General features: G+C 71.7%; 17 protein-coding genes. 5 read left to right on the top strand and 12 right to left on the bottom strand.

The genetic code is table 11. The features are described 5' to 3' along the window. Positions 1 to 3: 3 nt before the first annotated feature. Positions 4 to 183, bottom strand: coding sequence for a potassium transporter Trk (locus AC0VYL_RS08115; protein WP_475482765.1), 180 nt, complete (start codon positions 181 to 183; stop codon positions 4 to 6). Between the two features lie 188 nt (positions 184 to 371). Between AC0VYL_RS08115 and AC0VYL_RS08110 the strand changes: the two genes are divergently transcribed. After that, positions 372 to 2,903, top strand: coding sequence for an ATP-binding protein (locus AC0VYL_RS08110; protein WP_475482764.1), 2,532 nt, complete (start codon positions 372 to 374; stop codon positions 2,901 to 2,903). A 116-nt stretch (positions 2,904 to 3,019) separates the two neighbouring features. After that, positions 3,020 to 4,084 (top strand): ferric reductase-like transmembrane domain-containing protein, encoded by a 1,065-nt coding sequence (locus AC0VYL_RS08105; RefSeq protein ID WP_475460823.1) that lies wholly within the window; start codon positions 3,020 to 3,022, stop codon positions 4,082 to 4,084. 63 nt (positions 4,085 to 4,147) lie between these two features. Here AC0VYL_RS08105 and AC0VYL_RS08100 read toward each other — a convergent pair whose 3' ends face one another. From AC0VYL_RS08100 to AC0VYL_RS08090, 3 genes are read right to left on the bottom strand one after another with little or no spacing between them, the layout of a single operon-like run. Then, entirely contained in the window at positions 4,148 to 4,972 is an 825-nt protein-coding gene (locus tag AC0VYL_RS08100) for a carbohydrate ABC transporter permease (RefSeq protein ID WP_475482763.1), read from the bottom strand. Next, positions 4,972 to 5,922 carry a carbohydrate ABC transporter permease gene (locus tag AC0VYL_RS08095; protein ID WP_475482762.1) on the bottom strand — a complete coding sequence of 317 codons (951 nt, stop codon included), beginning with the start codon at positions 5,920 to 5,922 and terminating at the stop codon, positions 4,972 to 4,974. Before AC0VYL_RS08095 ends, AC0VYL_RS08100 begins: the two co-directional genes overlap by 1 nt. Further along, positions 5,915 to 7,246, bottom strand: a complete 1,332-nt coding sequence (locus AC0VYL_RS08090) for an ABC transporter substrate-binding protein (protein WP_475460816.1) — start codon at positions 7,244 to 7,246, stop codon at positions 5,915 to 5,917. The genes AC0VYL_RS08095 and AC0VYL_RS08090 overlap by 8 nt, the downstream gene beginning before the upstream one ends. A 249-nt stretch (positions 7,247 to 7,495) precedes the next feature. Between AC0VYL_RS08090 and AC0VYL_RS08085 the strand changes: the two genes are divergently transcribed. Next, positions 7,496 to 9,655, top strand: a complete 2,160-nt coding sequence (locus AC0VYL_RS08085) for an alpha-N-acetylglucosaminidase (protein ID WP_475482761.1) — start codon at positions 7,496 to 7,498, stop codon at positions 9,653 to 9,655. A gap of 57 nt (positions 9,656 to 9,712) precedes the next feature. Next, entirely contained in the window at positions 9,713 to 10,822 is a 1,110-nt protein-coding gene (locus tag AC0VYL_RS08080) for a winged helix DNA-binding domain-containing protein (protein ID WP_475482760.1), read from the top strand. 72 nt (positions 10,823 to 10,894) lie between these two features. Here the strand turns inward: AC0VYL_RS08080 and AC0VYL_RS08075 are convergent, their stop codons facing one another. From AC0VYL_RS08075 to AC0VYL_RS08040, 8 genes are all read right to left on the bottom strand, one after another. Beyond that, positions 10,895 to 11,215: an antibiotic biosynthesis monooxygenase family protein gene (locus tag AC0VYL_RS08075; RefSeq protein ID WP_475460811.1), complete on the bottom strand. Its 321-nt coding sequence runs from the start codon at positions 11,213 to 11,215 to the stop codon at positions 10,895 to 10,897. A 371-nt stretch (positions 11,216 to 11,586) separates the two neighbouring features. After that, complete coding sequence (locus AC0VYL_RS08070) at positions 11,587 to 12,360, bottom strand: NAD(P)-dependent oxidoreductase (RefSeq protein WP_475482759.1); 774 nt, start codon at positions 12,358 to 12,360, stop codon at positions 11,587 to 11,589. Between the two features lie 130 nt (positions 12,361 to 12,490). Continuing rightward, complete coding sequence (locus AC0VYL_RS08065) at positions 12,491 to 13,219, bottom strand: IclR family transcriptional regulator (RefSeq protein WP_475482758.1); 729 nt, start codon at positions 13,217 to 13,219, stop codon at positions 12,491 to 12,493. Between the two features lie 81 nt (positions 13,220 to 13,300). Next, on the bottom strand, positions 13,301 to 13,900 hold the full coding sequence (locus AC0VYL_RS08060; RefSeq protein WP_475460805.1) for an RraA family protein: 600 nt from the start codon (positions 13,898 to 13,900) through the stop codon (positions 13,301 to 13,303). A gap of 198 nt (positions 13,901 to 14,098) precedes the next feature. Continuing rightward, the gene (locus AC0VYL_RS08055) at positions 14,099 to 14,362 is read right to left on the bottom strand and encodes a hypothetical protein (RefSeq protein WP_475482757.1); all 264 of its coding nucleotides are present in this window, start codon (positions 14,360 to 14,362) and stop codon (positions 14,099 to 14,101) included. A 60-nt stretch (positions 14,363 to 14,422) separates the two neighbouring features. Continuing rightward, positions 14,423 to 15,766 (bottom strand): TRAP transporter large permease subunit, encoded by a 1,344-nt coding sequence (locus AC0VYL_RS08050; protein ID WP_475482756.1) that lies wholly within the window; start codon positions 15,764 to 15,766, stop codon positions 14,423 to 14,425. A 390-nt stretch (positions 15,767 to 16,156) separates the two neighbouring features. After that, entirely contained in the window at positions 16,157 to 17,035 is an 879-nt protein-coding gene (locus tag AC0VYL_RS08045) for an HpcH/HpaI aldolase/citrate lyase family protein (protein ID WP_475482755.1), read from the bottom strand. Continuing rightward, positions 17,035 to 18,219 (bottom strand): CaiB/BaiF CoA transferase family protein, encoded by a 1,185-nt coding sequence (locus tag AC0VYL_RS08040; RefSeq protein ID WP_475460796.1) that lies wholly within the window; start codon positions 18,217 to 18,219, stop codon positions 17,035 to 17,037. The genes AC0VYL_RS08045 and AC0VYL_RS08040 overlap by 1 nt, the downstream gene beginning before the upstream one ends. A gap of 148 nt (positions 18,220 to 18,367) precedes the next feature. Between AC0VYL_RS08040 and AC0VYL_RS08035 the strand changes: the two genes are divergently transcribed. Continuing rightward, positions 18,368 to 19,051, top strand: coding sequence for a GntR family transcriptional regulator (locus AC0VYL_RS08035; RefSeq protein ID WP_475482754.1), 684 nt, complete (start codon positions 18,368 to 18,370; stop codon positions 19,049 to 19,051). Positions 19,052 to 19,300 lie beyond the last annotated feature (249 nt).

Here is a 19,300-nt window from a genome sequence, read left to right as displayed (position 1 = left end):
GGTTCACCGACTTCCGGTCTCGGGGCGGTGACCGGCGGTCTCGCCGGAATCGTGGAACCCCGATGGGGAGAGGGGATCCGCGCCGTCGGGATCGGGACCCAGCAGGCGTTCGCACCCGCGCGCGTAGACGGCGCAGAGTCCGATGGACCCCGCCCCCAGCAGAACCAACAGCAGGTCGGACATGACTCCACTTCCTTGTAGTCGCTCCAGGTGTACCGCGAAGCGGCACAGACGACTGTGCGTCCACGCCGAGGTGAAGTACGTCCCGGTAACGCACCGTTAGCGCCAAGAGGAGGTGAATTAGCGGTCGCTTAGCGCGGGTCGTCGGAACGGCCGCGTGCGACCGGCGAAGATGGAGACGAGGGGGTGCGATGGTCGCGCGTGGGGGTCTGAGGGTCTATCTGGGAGCCGCACCCGGGGTCGGGAAGACGTACCGGATGCTCGACGAGGCGCACCGTCGACGCGACAGGGGCGCGGACGTCGTCATCGGCCTCGTCGAGTGCCACGGGCGGGTGATGACGGAGGCCATGGTCGACGACCTGGAGGTGGTTCCTCGGCGACGGATCGTCCACCGGGGACGCGAGTTCGAGGAGATGGACCTCGAAGCGGTGCTCGAACGGGCACCGGAGGTGGTGCTGGTCGACGAGCTCGCCCACACGAACGTGACCGGCAGCCGCAACGACAGGCGTTGGCAGGACATCGAGGAGTTGCTGGACGCGGGGATCACCGTGCTGTCCACACTCAACATCCAGCACCTGGAGTCGTTGAACGACGTCGTCCAGCGGATCACCGGGGTGCGTCAGGGGGAGACCGTCCCGGACGCCTGGGTCCGCGCGGCCGAACAGATCGAGCTCGTCGACATGACCCCCGAGGCGCTGCGGCAGCGGCTGTCCCACGGCGACGTGTACCGACCCGAGAGGATCGACAGGTCGCTGAGCAACTACTTCCGCAGCGGGAACCTGTCCGCGCTCCGGGAACTGGCGCTGTTGTGGCTCGCCGGGCGCGTCGACGCGGATCTCGAACGCTACCGGAGCGTCCACGGCGTCACCGAGCCCTGGGAGACCCGGGAGCGGGTCGTGGTCGCCCTGACCGGCGGGGCCGAGGGGGAGACCCTGATCCGACGCGCCTCCCGGATCGCGGAGCGCGGTCGCGGTGCCGATCTGTTGGCGGTGCACGTGGCCCGCAGCGATGGGCTCACCGGTGCGGACCCGGCGCTCCTCGCTCGCCAGAGGGTGCTCGTGGAGGATCTGGGCGGTACGTTCCACCATGTGCTCGGGGAGGACGTGCCCGAGGCGCTGATCGCCTTCGCCCGCGGGGTCAACGCGACCCAGCTGGTCCTGGGCACCAGTCGACGCGGCAGGGTCGCGCGCATGTTCAGCCCCGGGATCGGTGCCACGACCACGGAGCTCTCCGGGGCGATCGACGTCCACCTGGTCACCCACGAACAGGCCGGGATGCGGGTCCGGCCCCACCGGGAGGGCAACGTCCCGCTCCGACGCAGGATCGCCGCCTACGCGGCCACCCTGATCTCCCTCGCCCTGATCAGCGTCGCCAGCACCTGGCTGGGGAGTGAGGAGTACCTGGCCAGCGGCATCGTGCTGGTGTTCGCCGCGGTGACCGTGACGGCGCTGATCGGCGGACTGTGGCCGGCTCTGCTGGCTTCCGTCGGCGGCTTCGCCGCGCTCAACTTCTTCTACACCGAGCCGTATCTCAACCTCTCCGTCACCCATCCGCTGAGTCTCCTGGCGCTGACCGGGTTCGTGGTCGTCGCCGTGTCGGTCAGCATGGTGGTCGACCAGGCGGCGCGTCGTACCAGGGAGGCGGCCCAGGCCAACGCCGAGGCCCATACCCTGGCCGTCGTCGCGGGCAACGTGCTCCGGGGCTCCCACCCGCTCAACGCGCTGATGGAACGTCTCGTCGAGACGTTCTCGCTGACCTCCGTCGCCCTGCTGCGCAGGAGGGCGGGGGCGTCGACCCGCCCCGACCAGCGGCACGACCCTGGTGGTTGGGAGGTGGTCGCGTACCAGGGGGACGACCACCCGCTCGCGCCGCTTCCCGACGACACGGAGGTACGGGTGGACTCCGATCAGGTGCTCGTCCTCCGCGGACGCGAGCCCCGTGCCGCCGACCGCAGGATCATCGAGGCCTTCGCCGCGCAGACGGCCGCCGTCCTCCAGTACGAGCTGCTCGAACGGGAGGCCGCCACCGCCCGGCCCCTGGCCGAGGCCGACCGGATGCGGACCGCCCTCCTGTCCGCCGTGAGCCACGACCTGAGGGCACCGCTGGCCACCGCGAAGGCCTCGGTGACCAGCCTGCGGAGCCGGGAGGTCCACTTCGACGAGGAGGACCGGGACGGGCTGCTCGCCATGGCCGACGAGTCCCTGGACCAGCTGACCGGCCTGGTCACGGACCTGTTGGACATGAGTCGCCTCCAGGCGGGGGTGCTGGGTGTGACGATCCGCCCGTCGCACCTGCGCGAGCTGGTGTTCTCCGCCCTCGCCCAGGTCGGTGACGAGGGACGAGGGGTCGCGGTCACGGTCCCGGACGACCTCCCGGAGGCGGCGGCGGACCACGGACTCGTGACCCGGGTCCTGGTCAACGTCATCGACAACGCGCTGCGGTTCAGCCCGCCGGACCGGGCCCCCTCGGTGGTCGGGGAGCACACGGGTGACCACCTGGAGATCCGGGTCATCGACCACGGTCCGGGAGTTCCGGAGCAGGAGCGGGAGCGGATGTTCGCCCCCTTCCAGCGTCTCGGTGACACGGACAACGAGAGCGGGCTCGGTCTGGGTCTGGCCCTCTCCCAGGGGCTGGCCGAGTCCATGGGAGGTTCCCTGGTCGCGGACTCCACCCCCGGCGGCGGGCTGACGATGCGTCTGTCGCTGCCGGTCTGGCGTCCCTGACCCGGGCGGCTGGACGCCGGGGGACGGCTCCTGTTCACTGTGATCGCCGTGGGGAAACCTCCTCGCACGCCGCGGCGACGTCCCGTCCCCTCCCCACCCCACTGGGAGACCCCCACATGACCCCCTCCCCCTCACCCGAACGCTCCGCCAGGTCCGTCGGAAGGCCCCGGCTCGACCGCCGCACCCTCAGAACCGACTTGCGCCACCTGCTCTTCGACGCGACCGCCGCCCTGGCCGTGACCTTCGTGATGTTCGTGGTCCTCTACCTGCGCGTCGAGGGCGGCACCTCGATGACCCTGGAGGTGATGCCCTTCCTCGCGGACGCCCAGCGGTACTGGCTGTACTGGGCCTGCCAGGCCTTCGGCTGGTCCGCCCTGCTGTGGGCCTGGATCACCGTGATGCTCGGCCTGCTGCGCGCCACCAGCCCGCTGCCCTCGTCCCCCGTGAACCACTCCCGGCTGGAGCGCTGGCACCGGGTCACCAGCGTCACCACCATCGGGCTGATGTTCGGCCACGCCCTGGCGTTCTTCCTCGAACTCCTCCGGGAGAACGCCGACGGCCTCGGTGCGTTCCCGCTGCTGTTCTCGGCCTTCGTCGACGTGTTCGTGCCGGGCGGGTACTCCTCGGGGACCGGCCAGGTCGCCATCCTGCTGGGGCTGATCGCCCTCTACCTGGCGATCCCGCTCAGCCTGTCCTTCTACGTGCGGGCCTGGACCGGGTCCCGGCTGTGGCGGGTCCTGCACCGGTTCGTCATCGTGGTCTACGTCCTGAGCGTGTGGCACACCCTGCTGTACGGCACGAACGTGTGGTTCGACGGCGCGTTCCGCACCTTCGTGTGGGCGCTCCAGCTCCCCGTGGCCCTGCTGTTCCTGGCCAGGCTGCTCACCCCGCTGCGCCCGGAGGAGCGCCTCACCCGGTCCGACCTCGCCCGGGGGCCGGTGCTCGCCGGTCTGGCCCGGCTCTGCGGCCGTCTCCTGGCCGCGGTCGGCGTGGTCGCCCTCCTGCTCGTCACGGTGACCGGCCGCGACGGCGGCCGGACCCCGGGGCAGGCTTCCGGGGACATGCTGGTCACCCAGCCGATGGTGTGGGGCGGTCTGGCCGTCCTGCTGACCGTGATGGGCGCGGTCGGGCTGGCGGTCCGTGCCTCCGGCCAGGAGAGCGCCCGACCCCGTAGTTCCTAGTGGGCGTGACGGCGGGGCGGAGGTGCCCTTCTCCGCTCCGCCGTCGTCACCGGCCGCCCCTCCTCACCCCTTCACGGCGCCCCGGGTGATGCCGTTGACGAAGCTGCGCTGGAAGGCCAGGTAGACGACCACGATGGGCGCGATCACGATCAGGCTGGCCGCCGAGAGCAGGGGGATGTCGGTCCCGTACTGGCCGACGAACAGCCCCAGACCGGTGGGCGCGGTGCGCAGGGCCGGGGTCTGCATCATCACGAGGATGAGCAGGAACTGGTTCCACGACCACATGAACACCAGCACCGACAGGGTGGTGATGGCCGGCCAGGAGATCGGGAGCAGCACCCGGGCGAGCACGACGCTGTCACGGGCGCCGTCCACCCGTGCGGCCTCCACCAGCTCCTTGGGGACCCCCGCGAAGTGCGACTGCATCCAGTACACGCCGAACGGCAGGAACAGGGCGACCTCGGCGAGGACCACCCCCGTGTAGGTGTTGGTCAGGCCCACCTCGCGCAGGTTGAGGTACAGGGCGATGACCAGCAGCTCCACCGGAAGCGTGAGGCCCAGGACGAAGCCGAGGGAGAGCACCCGGCCGCCCCACACCCCGAGGATCGAGAGCGCGTACCCGGCCAGGGTCGCGAAGCAGACCGTCAGCGGCACGACGCACGCGGCGATGACGAAGCCGGACCTGGTCAGCTGGTCGAAGCGTCCGGCCTCCCAGGCCAGCCGGAAGTTCTCCCACGACCACTGCTCCGGAACGCCCAGCCCGCCGACCGCGCTCCCGGTGGGGTGGAGGGCGGCCAGGACGATCCCGAGGAAGGGGAACAGCACCAGCACGGCGATCAGCGCCAGTACGCCGTGGCGCAGGACCGAGACGGGGACGTGTCGACGCATCACTTCTCCCTCGCGAGCAGTCGGATGACGCTGACCAGGGCGACGACCAGCAGGGTCAGGACCACGGCGAGCGCGCTGGCGGCGCCGATGTCGCCCTCGTTGAAGGCGAGGCGGTAGACCAGCAGCGCCGGGACGTTGGTCTGTCCGGCGGGGCCGCCGTTGGTGGTGACGTACACCAGGTCGAAGCTGGCCAGCGCGGCGATGGTGGTGATGACGCCCGCGATGCTGATCTCCTTGCGGAGCCCGGGCAGCGTGACGTGGAGGAACCGGCGCAGCCGTCCGGCCCCGTCGAGGGCGGCGGCCTCGTGCAGCGCCGGGTCGATCTTCTGGGCGCCGCTCATGAACAGGACCATGCACAGGCCGCTCATGCACCAGGTGCCGATCAGGCCGAGCGCGATCAGCGCGAAGTGGTAGTCGGCCAGCCAGGAGCGGGTCAGCCCGCCCAGGCCCACCGCGCCCAGGAACTCGTTGACGGCGCCGTCGCCGCTGTAGAGCCAGCGCCAGGTGGTGCCCACCGCCACGAGCGGCAGCACCTGGGGCAGGAAGTAGACCGTCCGGTAGAAGGTGGTGCCCCGGCCGCCCCGGGCGGTCAGCAGCCCCGTCATCAACAGGCCGACCGCGATGGGGACGAAGGAGAAGAAGACGATGAGCACGAGCCCGTTGCCGATCGCCCCGGCCAGGAGCGGGTCCGCGACGACCCGCGTGTAGTTCTCCAGCCCGGCCCAGGTCGGCGGCTGGACACCGTCCCAGTCCAGGAAGGAGAAGGAGAAGGTGCTCAGCGCCGGGTAGATCGCGAAGGCGCCGTAGACGGCCAGGGCGGGCAGCAGGTAGAGCCAGCCCTTGAGCCCGGCCCGGACCCGCCTCCACCGACGCGGGCGCCCGCCCCCGGCGCCGTGGGTCGGCGCGGGGGCGGGCGTGGTGTGCGGGTGCGCTGGAGCGCTGTCACTCATGGTGGTTTTCCCATTCGGCCTGCAAGGAGGCGAGGAACTCCTCCGGGGTGGCGCTCCCCGAGATGAGCCCCTGGATCCCGGGGGTGAGCTGGTCGATCATGCCGGGTGTGGCGTAGTCGGGGAAGGGGACGATCCCCTCGTTGTCCGCGACCGTGGAGAAGCCGAAGTTGACCTCGTTCAGCAGCCCGTAGCTCTCGCTCGGCGCCTGGGTGTCCACGGGCATGAAGCCGGTGGCCAGCTGGATCTCGGCCGCCTCCACGCTGCTGAGGTAGTTGAGGAAGGCGGCGGCCACGTCCGGGTGCTCGGTGTGGGAGGACACGGCGTAGGCGACGCTGGCGCCGGAGGCGACCGGCGCCTGGTCCACGGCGGTACCGGGCATGAGCAGGAAGCCGACGTCGTCGCCCATCTCCGCCTCCAGCTCGAAGGCGGCCCAGTTGCCGGTCACGAGGAACATGCTGTCGCCGTCGACGAACTCGGCGCGCGCGTCGTTGTCCGAGGTGGCGTTGGCGCTCTCGGTGATGTACCCGGCCTCGACCCAGCGGTGGAAGGTCTCCGTGGCCTCGGCCGCCGCCTCGGTCTCGATCGTGGAGCCCTCGGCCCCGTACACCCAGTCCTTGTACTCGTTGTGGTCTCCGAGCCCGTTGAGCAGGGCGTTCCAGATCTGGAAGCCGCCCACTTCGAGGCCGCCCACGCTCATGGGGGCGACGTCGGCCTGGTCAGCGAGTTCGAGGGCCGCCTCGAAGTCCTCCAGGGTGGCGGGCGGTTCGGGGACCCCGGCCTCCTCCATGACCTCGGTGTTGTAGAAGACGCCCAGGACGGAGAGGGCTCCGGGGGCGGCGTAGAGGCTGCCGGTGGCGAACTCGGAGGCCTCGTCGTTGGACTGGAGGGGTTCCAGGCTCGCCTCGGGGAAGGACTCGTCCCAGCCGTAGGCCTCGGCGTAGGGGTCGAGGTTGAGGATGTGGCCGCCCGGGATGAGCGACCGCATGGCCCCGGGGTTGTACTGGGCGATGTCGGGGGCGTCGTCCGACGTCATCGACAGGCTGATGGTCTTCACGTAGTCCGTGAACTGGGTCTGCTGAAGCTCGATGTTCACGTTGGGGTACATGGCCGTGAAGCCCTCGACCAGTTCGTGGGTGGGAGGGTCGTCCGCGAAGGCCAGGGTCAGGGTGGCCTCCGCGTCGCTGATGTCGGTGGAGACGTCGTCGGGCGTGTTGTCCTGGGCGGAACCGCCGGAGAGGGCGGCGCAGGCCGTGAGCGTGAGTACGGCCGCCGCGCCCGCCAGCGAGAACGCGGCGGGACGCAGAACCTTTTCCTTGGGGGGCATCCTGAATCTCCGTTGATCCTTTTTGGTGGGGGGGTGCCGAACCTCCTGGGGAAACCGGCTCCCCAGGCCCCGGAACGGCGGGCGATAACAGGGAACTCCGGCGGGGAATTCGCAGGTCGGACGGGACTGACCGCCCTCACCCACCCCGACGCCGGAACGTGAAGCCTTGTACCCCAAGGCTTGTCCGGCCTCAGATCAGTTATGTACTGTACGTAACTGAATTCTCACGACGCAACTTGGATAACCTATATGTCCGCTATAGCAACAAATCCTCCAATTTGGGATTCAGTGGTGACCGGGTTGGTCACCAGGATTCTCGGCCCCGTTCATCCGAATGTCCACTTTCGGTCGCTCGACGCGCGGGAGAGGTCCTTCGAGTTCAGCGCCGACGCGGGCGCCCTCACCATCGCCGCCACCGACGCGCTGGCCGCCTCCGTCGGGCTGCACACCTACCTGCGGACCGTCTGCGCGGTGGCGGTCGGCTGGGACACCCCCCGGCCCCTGCCCGTCGCGGAGTTCCCCGACGCCCCGCCCACCCGGGGCGCCGCCGAGACCGAGCACCTCTACTACCTGAACTTCTGCACGCAGGGGTACACCTCCGCCTACTGGGGCTGGGAGGACTGGGAGCGTGAGACCGACTGGATGGCGCTGCACGGCGTCACCATGCCGCTCACCCTCCTCGGCCACGAGGCCGTGCTGCGCGACGCCTACACCGGGCTCGGGCTGGACGAGCCCACGGTCCTGCGGTTCCTCGGCGGCCCCGGCTACCTGCCCTGGCAGTACATGGGCAACCTGGACGGCTTCCCGGACCCGATGCCCTCCTCGTGGGTCGACGCCCACCTGGACCTGGCCCGGAGGGTCCTCGAACGCCAGCGTTCCTTCGGCATGGCCCCGGCGCTCCCCGGCTTCACCGGCCACGTGCCCCCCGAGCTCGCCCCGGGCCGGACCCGCACCCGTGACTGGCAGGGCTTCCGGACCCACGTCCTGGACCCCGCCGACCCCCTGTACGCCCGGGTGGCGGAGGAGGTCGCACGCACCCAGGCCCGCCTGCTGGGCACCGACCACCTGTACGCCCTCGACCCCTTCATCGAGATGGTCCCCGTGGACGCCGACCCCGCCTTCCCCGGCGCGGTGGCCCGGGCCACCCTGGACGGCCTGACCGCGGCCGACCCTGAGGCGGTGTGGGTGCTCCAGGCCTGGCCGTTCTCCTACCAGCGGGACTTCTGGTCCGACGCCCGGGTGAACGCCTTCCTGGACGCGATCCCCGACGAGCGGGTGCTGGTCCTGGACCTCTGGGCGGAGGAGGACCCGCAGTGGTCCCGGCTGGACTCGTTCGGCTCCAAGGCCTGGATCTGGTGCGCACTGCTCAACTTCGGCGGCCGGACCGACCCCATCGGAGACCTCCGGGGCGCCGTGGACGGGATCAACGCGGCCAAGGCCGCCGGGAACCGTCCCGTCGGCATCGGGCTGGCCATGGAGGCCACCCGGAACAACCCCGCCTTCTTCCAGCTCGTGGCCGACCAGGCGTGGACCCGGACGGAGGACGTGGACCGGGACTGGCTGCCCGGGTTCGTCCGGGGACGCTACGGCGCGGACGCCGACCCGTCCCTCCTCACCGCCTGGCGGGCGCTGAACACCACCGTCTACGGGGCCGCGGACCTGCGGATCTTCCCCGAACAGTTCAACGGGGTGCTGACCGCGCGGCCCGGCTACGCGGACCTCGGCTCCCCCGACCGCGTCCGCGCGGAGGCCGCCGGTCTGGTCTGGTACGACTGGGCGGACCTCGTCGGGGCCTGGGAAGCTCTGGTGGGGGCGGCCGAGCGGAACCCCGGGCTCGCGGACGGCCCCCTCGGCGGCGACCTGGCCGACGTGGCCATGGCCGTCCTGTCCAGGGTCTGCGACCACCGGTACGCGGAGCTGGTGGAGGCGGCCGCCGGGCGCGGTGAGGTCCCCGAGGAGGGGGTGGAGCGGTTCCTGCGCGTGTTCGACGACCTCGACGCGCTCCTGGCCACCCGTCCCGAGTACCGGTACGCGACCTGGGAGGCCCGGGCGGAGGCCTGGGCCACCGACGACACCGAGCTGCGGGTCCTGCGGGACAACGCCCGGCGCATCCTCACCGTGTGGACCACGACCGGGGACACCGTGCTCGACGACTACGCAGCCCGGCTGTGGTCCGGGCTGGTCGGCGGCTACCACCGGCCCCGCTGGGAGGCCTGGGCCCGGGGTCTGCCCCGCGCCCTCTCCGACCGGTCGGCGGCGTCGGCGGAGCTCGACCGCCAGCTGACCGCGATCGCGGAGCGCTTCCTGGCCGAGGGGGCTCCGCGGACGCGGGTCCCGTCGGAGGGGATCGTGGGCCGCTCCCGTCTGCTCCTGGACCGTTACGGTTCCTCCACGAGTGGAGGACACTGACTGACCTCCACCTCTGCGAGGGTTCCCCTGCCACGAGAGGAAGCAGGGGAACGGACCATGCCCACCAACAACGCGACCGTGCTGGACGACCGGGCGCTCAACCGCGCCGCCCTGGCCCGGCAGGCGCTGCTCGAACCGACCGGGAGGTCGGCGCTGGAGACCGTCTCTCACCTGGGCGGACTCCAGGCGCAGGAACCGCAGGAGCCGTTCGTCGGGCTCTGGACCCGGATGCGGTCGTTCGAGGCCGCGACGCTGTCCGACCTGTTGGCCGACCGACACGTGGTGCGGGTCCACCTCATGCGGCGCACCGTGCACCTGGTCACCGCCGAGGACGCCCTCGCCTGGCGGTCCCGGTTCGGCGCCATGCTGCGCCAGAAGGTCATGGGGGTCTACCGGGACGACCTGCGCGGGGTGGACCTCGACGAACTGGCGGAGGCGGGCCTGGCGGTGATGTCCGACGGTCAGCCCCGCACGATGACCGAACTGGTCGCGGCGCTCTCCCACCGCTGGCCGGAGCCGGGGCGGCGGCCACTGGGCGAGATGCTGGTCTCGGCCCTGCTGCCGGTGGTGCAGGCCCCGCCGCGCGGCCTGTGGCGGACCCGGGGCGGGGTGCGCAACGTCCTGCTGTCCTCGTGGCTCGGCCGGGAGGTCGACCCGCTCCCCTCGGACGGCTCCGACCCGGCCGGTCGTGCCCTGGTCCGCCGCTACCTCGCCGCCTACGGCCCGGCGACCTCCACCGACCTGCGCTCCTGGTGCGGGCTGTCCGGGCTGCCCGCGGCGGTGGCCGCCGTGCGCGGCGAACTGGTGTCCTTCCGCGACGAACGCGGCCGGGAGCTGCTGGACCTGCCCGACGCGCCGCGACCGGACCCGGGCACCGCCGCCCCGGTGCGGTTCCTGCCCGCCTTCGACAACGCCGTCCTCGGCTACCACTACCGGAACCGGATCATCGACGACGAGCACCGCGGCCTGTCGGTCGCCGGTGAACGCGTGGTGCTGGTGGACGGCCGCGTCTCCGCGACCTGGCGCACCGGGGACGGTACCGTGACGGTCACCCCGCTCCGCTCCCTGTCCCGGGACGACCGGGAGGAGGTCGCGGAGCAGGGGCGGCGGCTGGCCCTGTTCCTGTCCGACCGGGACAGCGACCGCGTCCGCGTCGAGGGTCCGTGAGCCCGCGCCCACGGGCTGGCGCCGCCGCCCGCGACCGATCCGGGGCGTCCGGCGGCCCCTCCTACCCCACCCTCAGCCGCCCTCGGTGAACCTCAGCCGGTACAGCGCGGAGACGGAGGTCGCGATGTCCCGGCACTGGGTGAAGTGCGGCTGGGAGTCCGGGTGCTGGATCGCCTTGTTGAAGTCCTCCTCGCTGGCCCACTGCGCGTAGTTGCACACCTTGGTGCCGTCGAGGCTGGCGTGCACGTTGGCCGAGACGAACCCGGGGAAGTGGCGCATGACGTCCTCCGTCGCCTCGTGCAGGAGTTCCACCAGCCTCTCCTGGTCGCGGGGGTCGACTGTGAAGGTGTTGACGAGCGCGACGAGGTCGCGGTCGGTACCGATGACGGCCATGGTGAGCTCCTTGTGTCGTCTTCGCCGTGGCCCGCGCTCTCCACCCCTTCCCGGATCACGTCCGGGCACGGCCCGTGACGACGGGGGAACCGTCCGGGGTCGTCCAGGGGCGCACCGAGCTCCGTCCGGGAATCGCGGCGCCGGTCGTCGGGGGTTGAGGGCGGGCCCGGACAGAATACGACGCCGCTGGTCAGGCGGCACGCAACGTCGCTGGGCGCGTCGGCACGACCGCGTACCCGGTGCCGGTGGACATCGGGGGACTTGCTCCGTCCTGTCCTCCTGTGTGCCCCGCCGACGCGTCTCGCCCGCGCGTCACCCGCCCCGGCCGGACCCGCTCGCGGGCGATCCCGGCCGGGGCGGCGGGCCCTGTGTCAGCCCTGCTCGCCGTTGGCGGCGAGCCTGCGCAGGGTCTGCTCCGAGGCGGTCGTCATCTCGTTCGGGACACCGAGGGAGTCGAGGAAGTCGGCGGTGGCCCGCACCTCCTCGCTGCGCCGGGAGGCGTGCTTGACGGTCCCGCTGAGAAAGCGGTCGACCAGCTCCGCACCCCCCGTGAGCTGAGCGGCCACCTGCTCGCGCACCCACTCCTCCGCCCCGGCGGCCCTGCCCGCCACGACGGCCTCGCACACCACCGAGGCGAGGGGCTTCATCAGGGAGCTGCGCAGGAGCTTGCGCGCCGTGGCCTCGCCCGGCTCCCCGGGCAGGGCCTCCACGTCGGCGCCCAGGGGCTCGCACACCCGCGCGACCTCGGGGGCGCCCGGACCGCTGGCGATGAGGTCGGTGGCGGCTCCCCCGATGGTCATCGGGCCGAGGATGGCCACGTCCGCGAACCGGGCCCCGGTGGTGTGGACCCTCGCGCTGAGCGACCTCATGACGTCGGGGGTGGCGGAGGTGAAGTCGGCGTAGACAGTGTCCGGGGTGAGCGCCCCGAGGACGCTGTCCGCGACGGCCGGGGCGACGGAGGCGGAGGTGAGCACCAGCACCATGTCCGCTCCGGCCACGGCCTCGTGGGCGGACTCCGCGCGCCGGACCCCCTCGGGGGTGTCCGTGGGGCCGGGGTCGAAGCCGGTGACCTCATGGCCCGCCCCGGTGAGCGCGGTGGCGTAGATGTTTCCGGCCTCACCCAGACCGATGACTGTGACGCGCATGGTGACCTTTCGTCGTGTGGGAGCCGACGACGGTCCGGTGCGGCGCACGGGTGCGCCCGCTCCGTCCGGTCGCCGCTCCGCCGTGGTCCGGCGGGCGGCGTTCCCGGTACGGGTCAGGCGCTGGGCCGGATCACGAGAGGGAGTGCCGCCCGCTGAGGGCGGAGGCTGCTCTGCGGAGTTCGGGGACGGCCTGACGCAGGCGGTCCTGGGAGGTGTGTTCGGAGGGTCCGGAGACGGAGAGGGCGGCGAGCGCCTCCCCGGTCGGGCCGGTGACGGCGACGGCCGCCGCGGCGACGGCGACGTCGCGCTCACCGATGGTCAGGCTGTGGCCGTCCCTGTCGACGTCCTCCAGTTCACGGCGCACGCGCTCGGGGTCGAGCAGTTCCCCTGAGGCGTTCGTGCACCCTTCCGACATCGCCACCACGGCGTCCCGCTCGTCCTTGGGCAGGTGGGCCGCGATGACCTTGCCGGACCCCACGAAGAGGGGGAACCAGCGGCCGATCGGAACCTGGTAGTGCAGTTGGGGGCTGCCGTCGACCCGCGCCGCGAGCACGCGCTCGAAACCGCTGCGCACGTACAGGGAGGAGGTCAGCCCGGTGACCGAGGTCAGGCTCTGCATGACGGGACGGGCCTGCTGGGTGAGCTGGTCGTTGACCAGGAACCCGTGGGCCATGCGCAGCACGGCCACACCCAGGCGGTAGGTCTGGTTCTCCGCGACCACGAGGCCCCGGCGCTGGAGTACCGCCAGCGACCGGAGCACGGTCGCCGGGTGCAGGTCCACCAGGCGGCACAGGTCCACCAGCCGCAACGGGGTGTCGCTGCGCTCCAGGGCCTCCAGGACGTCAAGGGCACGCTCCACACTGCGCACCGTGGGCTGGCCCGACGACTCTGCGGCCACTGCGGAACCCCTCAGACTATGGAGCTGGATGTCCCGCAAATGCTACAGGGAGGCGATCCTCGCCCGCGCCTCCTCCTCGCTGGCGCGCTTGCCCTCGGCTGCGGCGACGATCTCCTCCAGACGGTGCCTGGGGATGACGGTGACTCCGTCGTCGTCGCCCACGATCACGTCACCGGGGTTGACCACCACGCGACCCACGGAGACCGGGACCTGGAGCAGGCCGGGGCCGTTGCGGTAGGGACCGGCCGGGGTGACGGCGCGCGCCCAGGTGGGGAAGCCGATGGCGCCGAGGTCGTCGGCGTCGCGGATGGCGCCGTCCACGACGAACCCGGCGAGGCCCCGGGCCTTGGCGCGCCTGCCCATGAGGTCACCGAGCAGGGCCCGGTGCGTGGCCGCCTGGCCGTCGATCACGAGGACGTCGCCGGGCGCCGCGGTGTCGATCGCCTCGTGGATGAGCTTGTTGTCGCCTCCGGCGGTCATCACGGTGAAGGCCGGTCCCACGACCTTCGCGCCCTTCCAGACGGACGAGATGGCGGCCTCGGCCACGTACAGGCGGTCGAGCACGTCACCGACGTTGGCCGCGGGCAGCGAGCCCAGGCGCCGGTACAGGTCTTCGGGAAGGGGCGTGGTCTGTCCCGTCATGGGATTCCTTTCGAGGGCACGAGCCGCCGAGTTCGCTCAGCGACACGACCAACATTTCACCTAGCGAAGTTACTTGTCAATGCATGAAATCGTGACAGCCTTTCGCGCTCAACCGATGACCCTCGGTCACCTTCGGGGGCGGGGTGCGACCCGACCGAGCCGGGCCGCACCCCGCCTCGGAAGGAGGGACCGGGAGGGTCAGGCCGGGGTCTCCTGCTCGTCGTTCTGGAGGTAGGAGGCCAGGAACGCGATGACACCGAAGGTGGAGGCGAGGGTGACCGCGGGGACCAGCAGGTACTCCGACGCCGCGCTGACGAGCGCGGGCTGGGACAGGACGGTGCCCAGCAGCTGCCCCAGGACCAGGAGGATCGCGACGAGGAAGAACCCGGCGAACGTCACCACGAAGAGGATCCGCAGGATGCTCAGTGCGATGTGGCGCGCCGACTGCTTGCGTTCGGACATCAGGTGCCCCTTTCTGTTCGGGCGGACGGCGCCGTGCCGCCCGCCCCGGGCCGCGGTGGATCAGACGACGAAGACGGGCAGGATCCCCCAGCCCACGAAGCAGGCCAGGAGGATGATGGGCACGAGGTAGAACAGGATCAGCGGCACGAAGGTCCTCTCCGCCTTGACCTGCACGATCCCCGAGGCGATGAAGATCGGCGCGGAGGGCGGGGAGGAACCCTCGGTGGAGGCGGCCACCAGCGGCACGACCAGCGCGATCACCGGGTCCACGCCCACGGCGACGAGGCTGAGGAAGGACACCTGGCCCACGGCGGTGAGAGCGGCGGTCGAGGTCAGGGGGATGGACACGATCGCGACCAGGAAGACGGTCAGCGCGACCATCAGGAAGGGCCCGGCGTTGAAGTAGCCCAGCACCTGCTCGACGTCCTCGGCCAGGCCGAGGTCCGCGAGCACACCGCTGGCGGCCATGGCGAAGATCAGCAGCGCGCCGATGGTGCCCAGGCGCGGCATCGCGGCGAGCACGAAGTCGTACCACTGGCGGGCGCTCCCGGGCAGTTCGCGGCGGCCGACGATGGCGGCGATGAGGATGATCAGGATCGGGATCCAGGTGATCAGCGAGATGTCACCCAGTGAGTCCCCGAGCCGGTCCGGCGCTCCGAGGTAGTCCGAGAGCGGACCGGTGGTCACCGCGATCGGGATGAGGGCCCCGAGGTAGATGAGGGTGGCGGGCCATCCGGTGCGCCACACCCGGCCGAGCGGCAGGCGGGCCTCGTCCTCGGCGGCCCGCACGCCGTCCACCCGGACGAAGACGAAGGCCACCACGAGGCGGTGCAGGACCTGGTAGAGGCCCGTGACCAGCAGGGCGAGGTAGATGTCCCCGGTCGAGACGGCGGCGCCCGCGAAGCCGAGCATGATCACCATGGAGGAGCTGGGAGGCAGGGCGGCGCCCATGCCGCCGTTGCCCGCGAGGACCGTGGCCGCGCGTGCCCGACTGAAGCCGTTGCGGACCATCCAGGGGCCGGTGACCGAGCCGGTGGAGGCGACGTTGCCCGAGTTGGAACCCGAGAGCGCCCCCATCACACCGGAGGCGACGACGTCCACGTAGGCGGGGCCGCCGCGCAGGCGCCCCAGGACCGCGTTGAGGATGTCGAGGATCTTGTTGATGAGGCCGGTGCGCTCGATCATGTACGCCATGAACACGAAGGCCAGCGCGGCGTAGATGACCTCGTTCGAGGTGGTGTTCACCAGGCCGGAGACCATCGCCCCGAAGAAGTCCCTGCCCGCGAACAGGCAGGTGGCGATGAAGCCGAGGAACATGGCCTCGCCCATGTTCCTCTTGAAGACGGCGCTCCAGACGATGATGACCGCGATGAAGGCGGCCAGGGCCAAGAGTGCAGAGGGCATGGGAGGCTCCCGGGCTCGGTGATGTGGGGACGGCGTCGCGGAGTACGCCGGCGGTGGCGCGGGCCGTTCGGTGGAGTCGAACGGCCGGCCCGGTGGGGAGGTCGTCCTCGCCCACGTGGTCGACACTTTTCACCTGGACGAAACAACGTTTCAAACAGTGAAGTGTAAGTTCGCTCTGTGAAGTGTGTCCCAGGTTACGTCGGACGTCAACCGTTCGCCTGGAATGTTCTGACCTGCGACGCAGCCGTCACACCGCGCGCACGGCCACGGGCGCGCCCAGGGCACACGTGGCGAGCGTCCCGCGGCGGTCCGACCGTCGACGCGGGGCGTTCGGGGGCCGGAGGCGGGGCGGGGAACCGTGCTCCCGCCTCCGGAGGAGGGGGCCGGGGGTCAGTCCGACCCGCGTCCGGCGATGCTCTCGGCCAGGGCCAGGGTGCGCAGCGCCGAGGCCACCACCGGGGCGTCGATGAAGCGACCGTCGGCCAGGGCGATCGCGCCGCCGCCGCGGACCGACTCGGCGGACGCGCCCTCGGCCGCCTCCGCGATCTGGCGGGCGCGGGACACCTCCTCCTCGGAGGGGGTGAAGGCGCGTCGGATCACCGGGACCTGACGGGGGTGGATCGCGGACCGGCCGAAGAGTCCGGTGTCCCGCCCGCGCAGGCAGGAGCGGTACAGGCCCTCGGTGTCCCGCACGTCGATGTAGGCCGCCATGCCCGGTGCCGCCAGCCCGGCGGCGGCCGAGGCGACGACGATGCGGGTCCGCAGCCAGGAGAAGGCCTCGTCCCCTCGGAGACCGAGCTCGGCGGTCAGGTCCGCCTCGCCCAGGGCCAACGAGCGCACGGCGGGGTGCGCCGCGATCTCCGAGGCGTTCTCCACACCTCGCGCGGACTCCAGGAGGCAGTCCACGGGGACGCCCTCACCGACGGCGTCGACGACGAGGTCGACGTCCCGCGCCGACTCGATCTTGGGCACCCGCACCCCGTCCGCTCCCCCGGCCGCCACGGCGGCGGCGTCGAGCGCGGCCCAGTCGCTGTGCGGCGCGTTGATCCGGACGTGCACACGCACCCCGTCGTCGACGGCTGCCGCCGAGCGCTCCTCCAGGAAGGCCCGCACGTTGTGCCGGGCCGCCTCCTTCGCCCGGGGCAGGACCGCGTCCTCCAGGTCCAGGATGACCGCGTCCGCCCCGGAGGCGACCGCCTTGGCGAAGCGCTCGGGCCGGTCGCCGGGCACGTAGAGCCATGTGACCAGGGGTGCCTGGACGGTGCTCATCAGATGACCCCCGCTTCACGCAGCCCGGACCGGGCCTCCTCGGAGTAGCCGAGCTCCGCCAGCACCTCGTCGGTGTGCCGGCCCTTGGGCGGGCCCACCCACCGGATCTCGCCGGGGCTCTCGGACATACGGAAGGGCACGTTCTGGATCGCCACGCTCCCGAGCTCGTCGTCCGGGACGTGCACGATCGTCTCCAGGGCCCGGTACTGCGGGTCGGTGGCGATGTCGGACGCGTCGTAGATGGGCGCGATGGCGGCCTGGGCGCGGTCGAACTCCTCGATCACCTCGTCCGCGTCGCGCGCGGCGATCCAGGAGCCCACGGCCTCGTCGAGTTCGTCGGCGTGCTCGTAGCGGGTGCGGCCGGACGCGAACCAGGGCTCGTCCACCAGGTCCTCCCGGCCGACCAGGCGCATCACGCGTTCCGCGATGGACTGGGCGCTGGTCGAGATCGCCAGCCAGCGGCCGTCCCGGGTGCGGTAGGTGTTGCGGGGGGCGTTGCTGGTGGACCGGTTGCCGGTGCGCTCCGGGATCGCCCCGGTCGCGTGGTAGGCCGTGAGCTGGGGTCCGAGGACCGTGAGGATCGGCTCGATGATGGCGAGGTCGATCACCTGGCCCCTGCCGGTCTCCTCCCGGTTGTGCACGGCGACCATGACGGCGTAGGCCACGGCCAGCGCCGCGATCCCGTCGGCCAGGGCCAGGGGCGGGAGCGTGGGCGGACCGTCCGGCTGCCCGGTCATCGAGGCGAAGCCGCTCATGGCCTCCGCGAGGGTCCCGAAGCCGGGGCGGTGGGCCATCGGCCCCTTCTGCCCGAACCCGGTGACGCGGGCGATGATGAGCCGGGGGTTGCGTTCGAGGAGCTTCTCGGGGGAGAGGTTCCAGCGTTCGAGGGTGCCGGGTCGGAAGTTCTCGATGAGGACGTCGGCCTCGTCCAGCAGACGGAGCGCGACCTCCTGCCCCTCGGGCTGGGAGAGGTCGAGCGTGGTCGTGCGCTTGTTGCGGGCCAGCATCTTCCACCAGAGCCCGACCCCGTCCTTGGTGGGCCCGTGGCCCCGGGCGGGGTCGCCGCGACGGGGGTGCTCGACCTTCACGACGTCGGCCCCGAAGTCGCCCAGGTAGGTGGCGGCCATCGGACCGGCGAAGAGCGTGGCCGCGTCGACGACCTTCAGGTTGCTCAGTGATCTCATAGCGAACAACTTATAAGATATATGAACAGGCGCAAGGGGGTCCCCCGGGGAATCCCACACCCCGAGAGCCCGCCAACCCCGACGGGCCACCGGTACCGGACCTCTAAGCTTGGTTCCATGAACATCGTGTCGACGGGGAGGTCCGCTCTTGTCCGCCTCTGGTAGCGGGGAGACAGCGGGGCTCCCGCGTACCGGGCGTCCCCCGACGAGCAAGGCCGAGTACGTACACGAGACGCTGCGACACGAGATCGTGAACGGGGTCCATCCCCCCGGCGCCTCCGTCAACCAGGACGAGGTCGCCACCCGCCTCGGGGTCTCCATCACCCCCGTGCGCGAGGCACTGCGCCGCCTGGAGAGCGACGGCCTGGTGACCTACCGCGCGCACCACGGGGCGACCGTCTCCGGGCTGGGCGTCGAGGCGGCCGAGGAACTCCGGCTCCTGCGCGCGTCGGTGGAGGGACTGAGCGCGCGACTGGCGGCCCAGCGGATCACCGCCGCCCAGCTGGCCGGGCTCACGGAGGTCCACGACCGTATGGTCGCCGGACGGGACTCGGCCGACTCGCAGGAACTGGCCCGGGACAGCCGTCTCTTCCACCAGATGGTCGCTGACGTGGGAGGCCCCGCCTTCCTGAGCGGACACGTCCGCTCGCTCCGGCGCAACAACCCCATCCTGGAGACCGTCTCGCGCTGGAAGGACCCGGCCAAGGTCGCCCTGTACCTGGACGCGCACGGGCGGATGCTGGAGGCCTTCGCGCAGGGGGACGGGGCCGAGGCCGAGCGCCTGATGGCCGAGCACATCCTGGCCTCCCCCGGGGAGGACGGGACCGACTAGGGCGCGCCCCTGGGCCGCTCGCACCGGCGGCAGCGTGACGTCACCCTCGTCGTGCGTGCCCAACGCCAACGGCACCGTGTCGTCACGGACGTCGATGCCCGGGTGGCGCCCGACCGGTTCAGCGACCTCGCGCGGCCGAGAGGTCCCTCACGTGAGACCCGTGCACACGGATCGACACCGCCCTGCCCACGGGCGTTCCGGGCTGGTACACACCGGCACCCTCCGACCCTGACTTGTGAATTCCTGTGC

The organism is Nocardiopsis sp. iso_238 (genome assembly GCF_056173325.1).
Note: the sequence above shows the minus strand (reverse complement) of the source record. Positions and strands in the feature narration are given on the sequence as shown.

What these genes read in the sequence shown, in the direction of transcription:
- AC0VYL_RS08115 (WP_475482765.1), bottom strand. Translation starts at nt 183, where the DNA reads ATGTCCGACCTGCTGTTGGTTCTGCTGGGGGCGGGGTCCATCGGACTC.
- AC0VYL_RS08110 (WP_475482764.1), top strand. Translation starts at nt 372, where the DNA reads ATGGTCGCGCGTGGGGGTCTGAGGGTCTATCTGGGAGCCGCACCCGGG.
- AC0VYL_RS08105 (WP_475460823.1), top strand. Translation starts at nt 3,020, where the DNA reads ATGACCCCCTCCCCCTCACCCGAACGCTCCGCCAGGTCCGTCGGAAGG.
- AC0VYL_RS08100 (WP_475482763.1), bottom strand. Translation starts at nt 4,972, where the DNA reads ATGCGTCGACACGTCCCCGTCTCGGTCCTGCGCCACGGCGTACTGGCG.
- AC0VYL_RS08095 (WP_475482762.1), bottom strand. Translation starts at nt 5,922, where the DNA reads ATGAGTGACAGCGCTCCAGCGCACCCGCACACCACGCCCGCCCCCGCG.
- AC0VYL_RS08090 (WP_475460816.1), bottom strand. Translation starts at nt 7,246, where the DNA reads ATGCCCCCCAAGGAAAAGGTTCTGCGTCCCGCCGCGTTCTCGCTGGCG.
- AC0VYL_RS08085 (WP_475482761.1), top strand. Translation starts at nt 7,496, where the DNA reads ATGTCCGCTATAGCAACAAATCCTCCAATTTGGGATTCAGTGGTGACC.
- AC0VYL_RS08080 (WP_475482760.1), top strand. Translation starts at nt 9,713, where the DNA reads ATGCCCACCAACAACGCGACCGTGCTGGACGACCGGGCGCTCAACCGC.
- AC0VYL_RS08075 (WP_475460811.1), bottom strand. Translation starts at nt 11,215, where the DNA reads ATGGCCGTCATCGGTACCGACCGCGACCTCGTCGCGCTCGTCAACACC.
- AC0VYL_RS08070 (WP_475482759.1), bottom strand. Translation starts at nt 12,360, where the DNA reads ATGCGCGTCACAGTCATCGGTCTGGGTGAGGCCGGAAACATCTACGCC.
- AC0VYL_RS08060 (WP_475460805.1), bottom strand. Translation starts at nt 13,900, where the DNA reads ATGACGGGACAGACCACGCCCCTTCCCGAAGACCTGTACCGGCGCCTG.
- AC0VYL_RS08055 (WP_475482757.1), bottom strand. Translation starts at nt 14,362, where the DNA reads ATGTCCGAACGCAAGCAGTCGGCGCGCCACATCGCACTGAGCATCCTG.
- AC0VYL_RS08050 (WP_475482756.1), bottom strand. Translation starts at nt 15,766, where the DNA reads ATGCCCTCTGCACTCTTGGCCCTGGCCGCCTTCATCGCGGTCATCATC.
- AC0VYL_RS08045 (WP_475482755.1), bottom strand. Translation starts at nt 17,035, where the DNA reads ATGAGCACCGTCCAGGCACCCCTGGTCACATGGCTCTACGTGCCCGGC.
- AC0VYL_RS08040 (WP_475460796.1), bottom strand. Translation starts at nt 18,219, where the DNA reads ATGAGATCACTGAGCAACCTGAAGGTCGTCGACGCGGCCACGCTCTTC.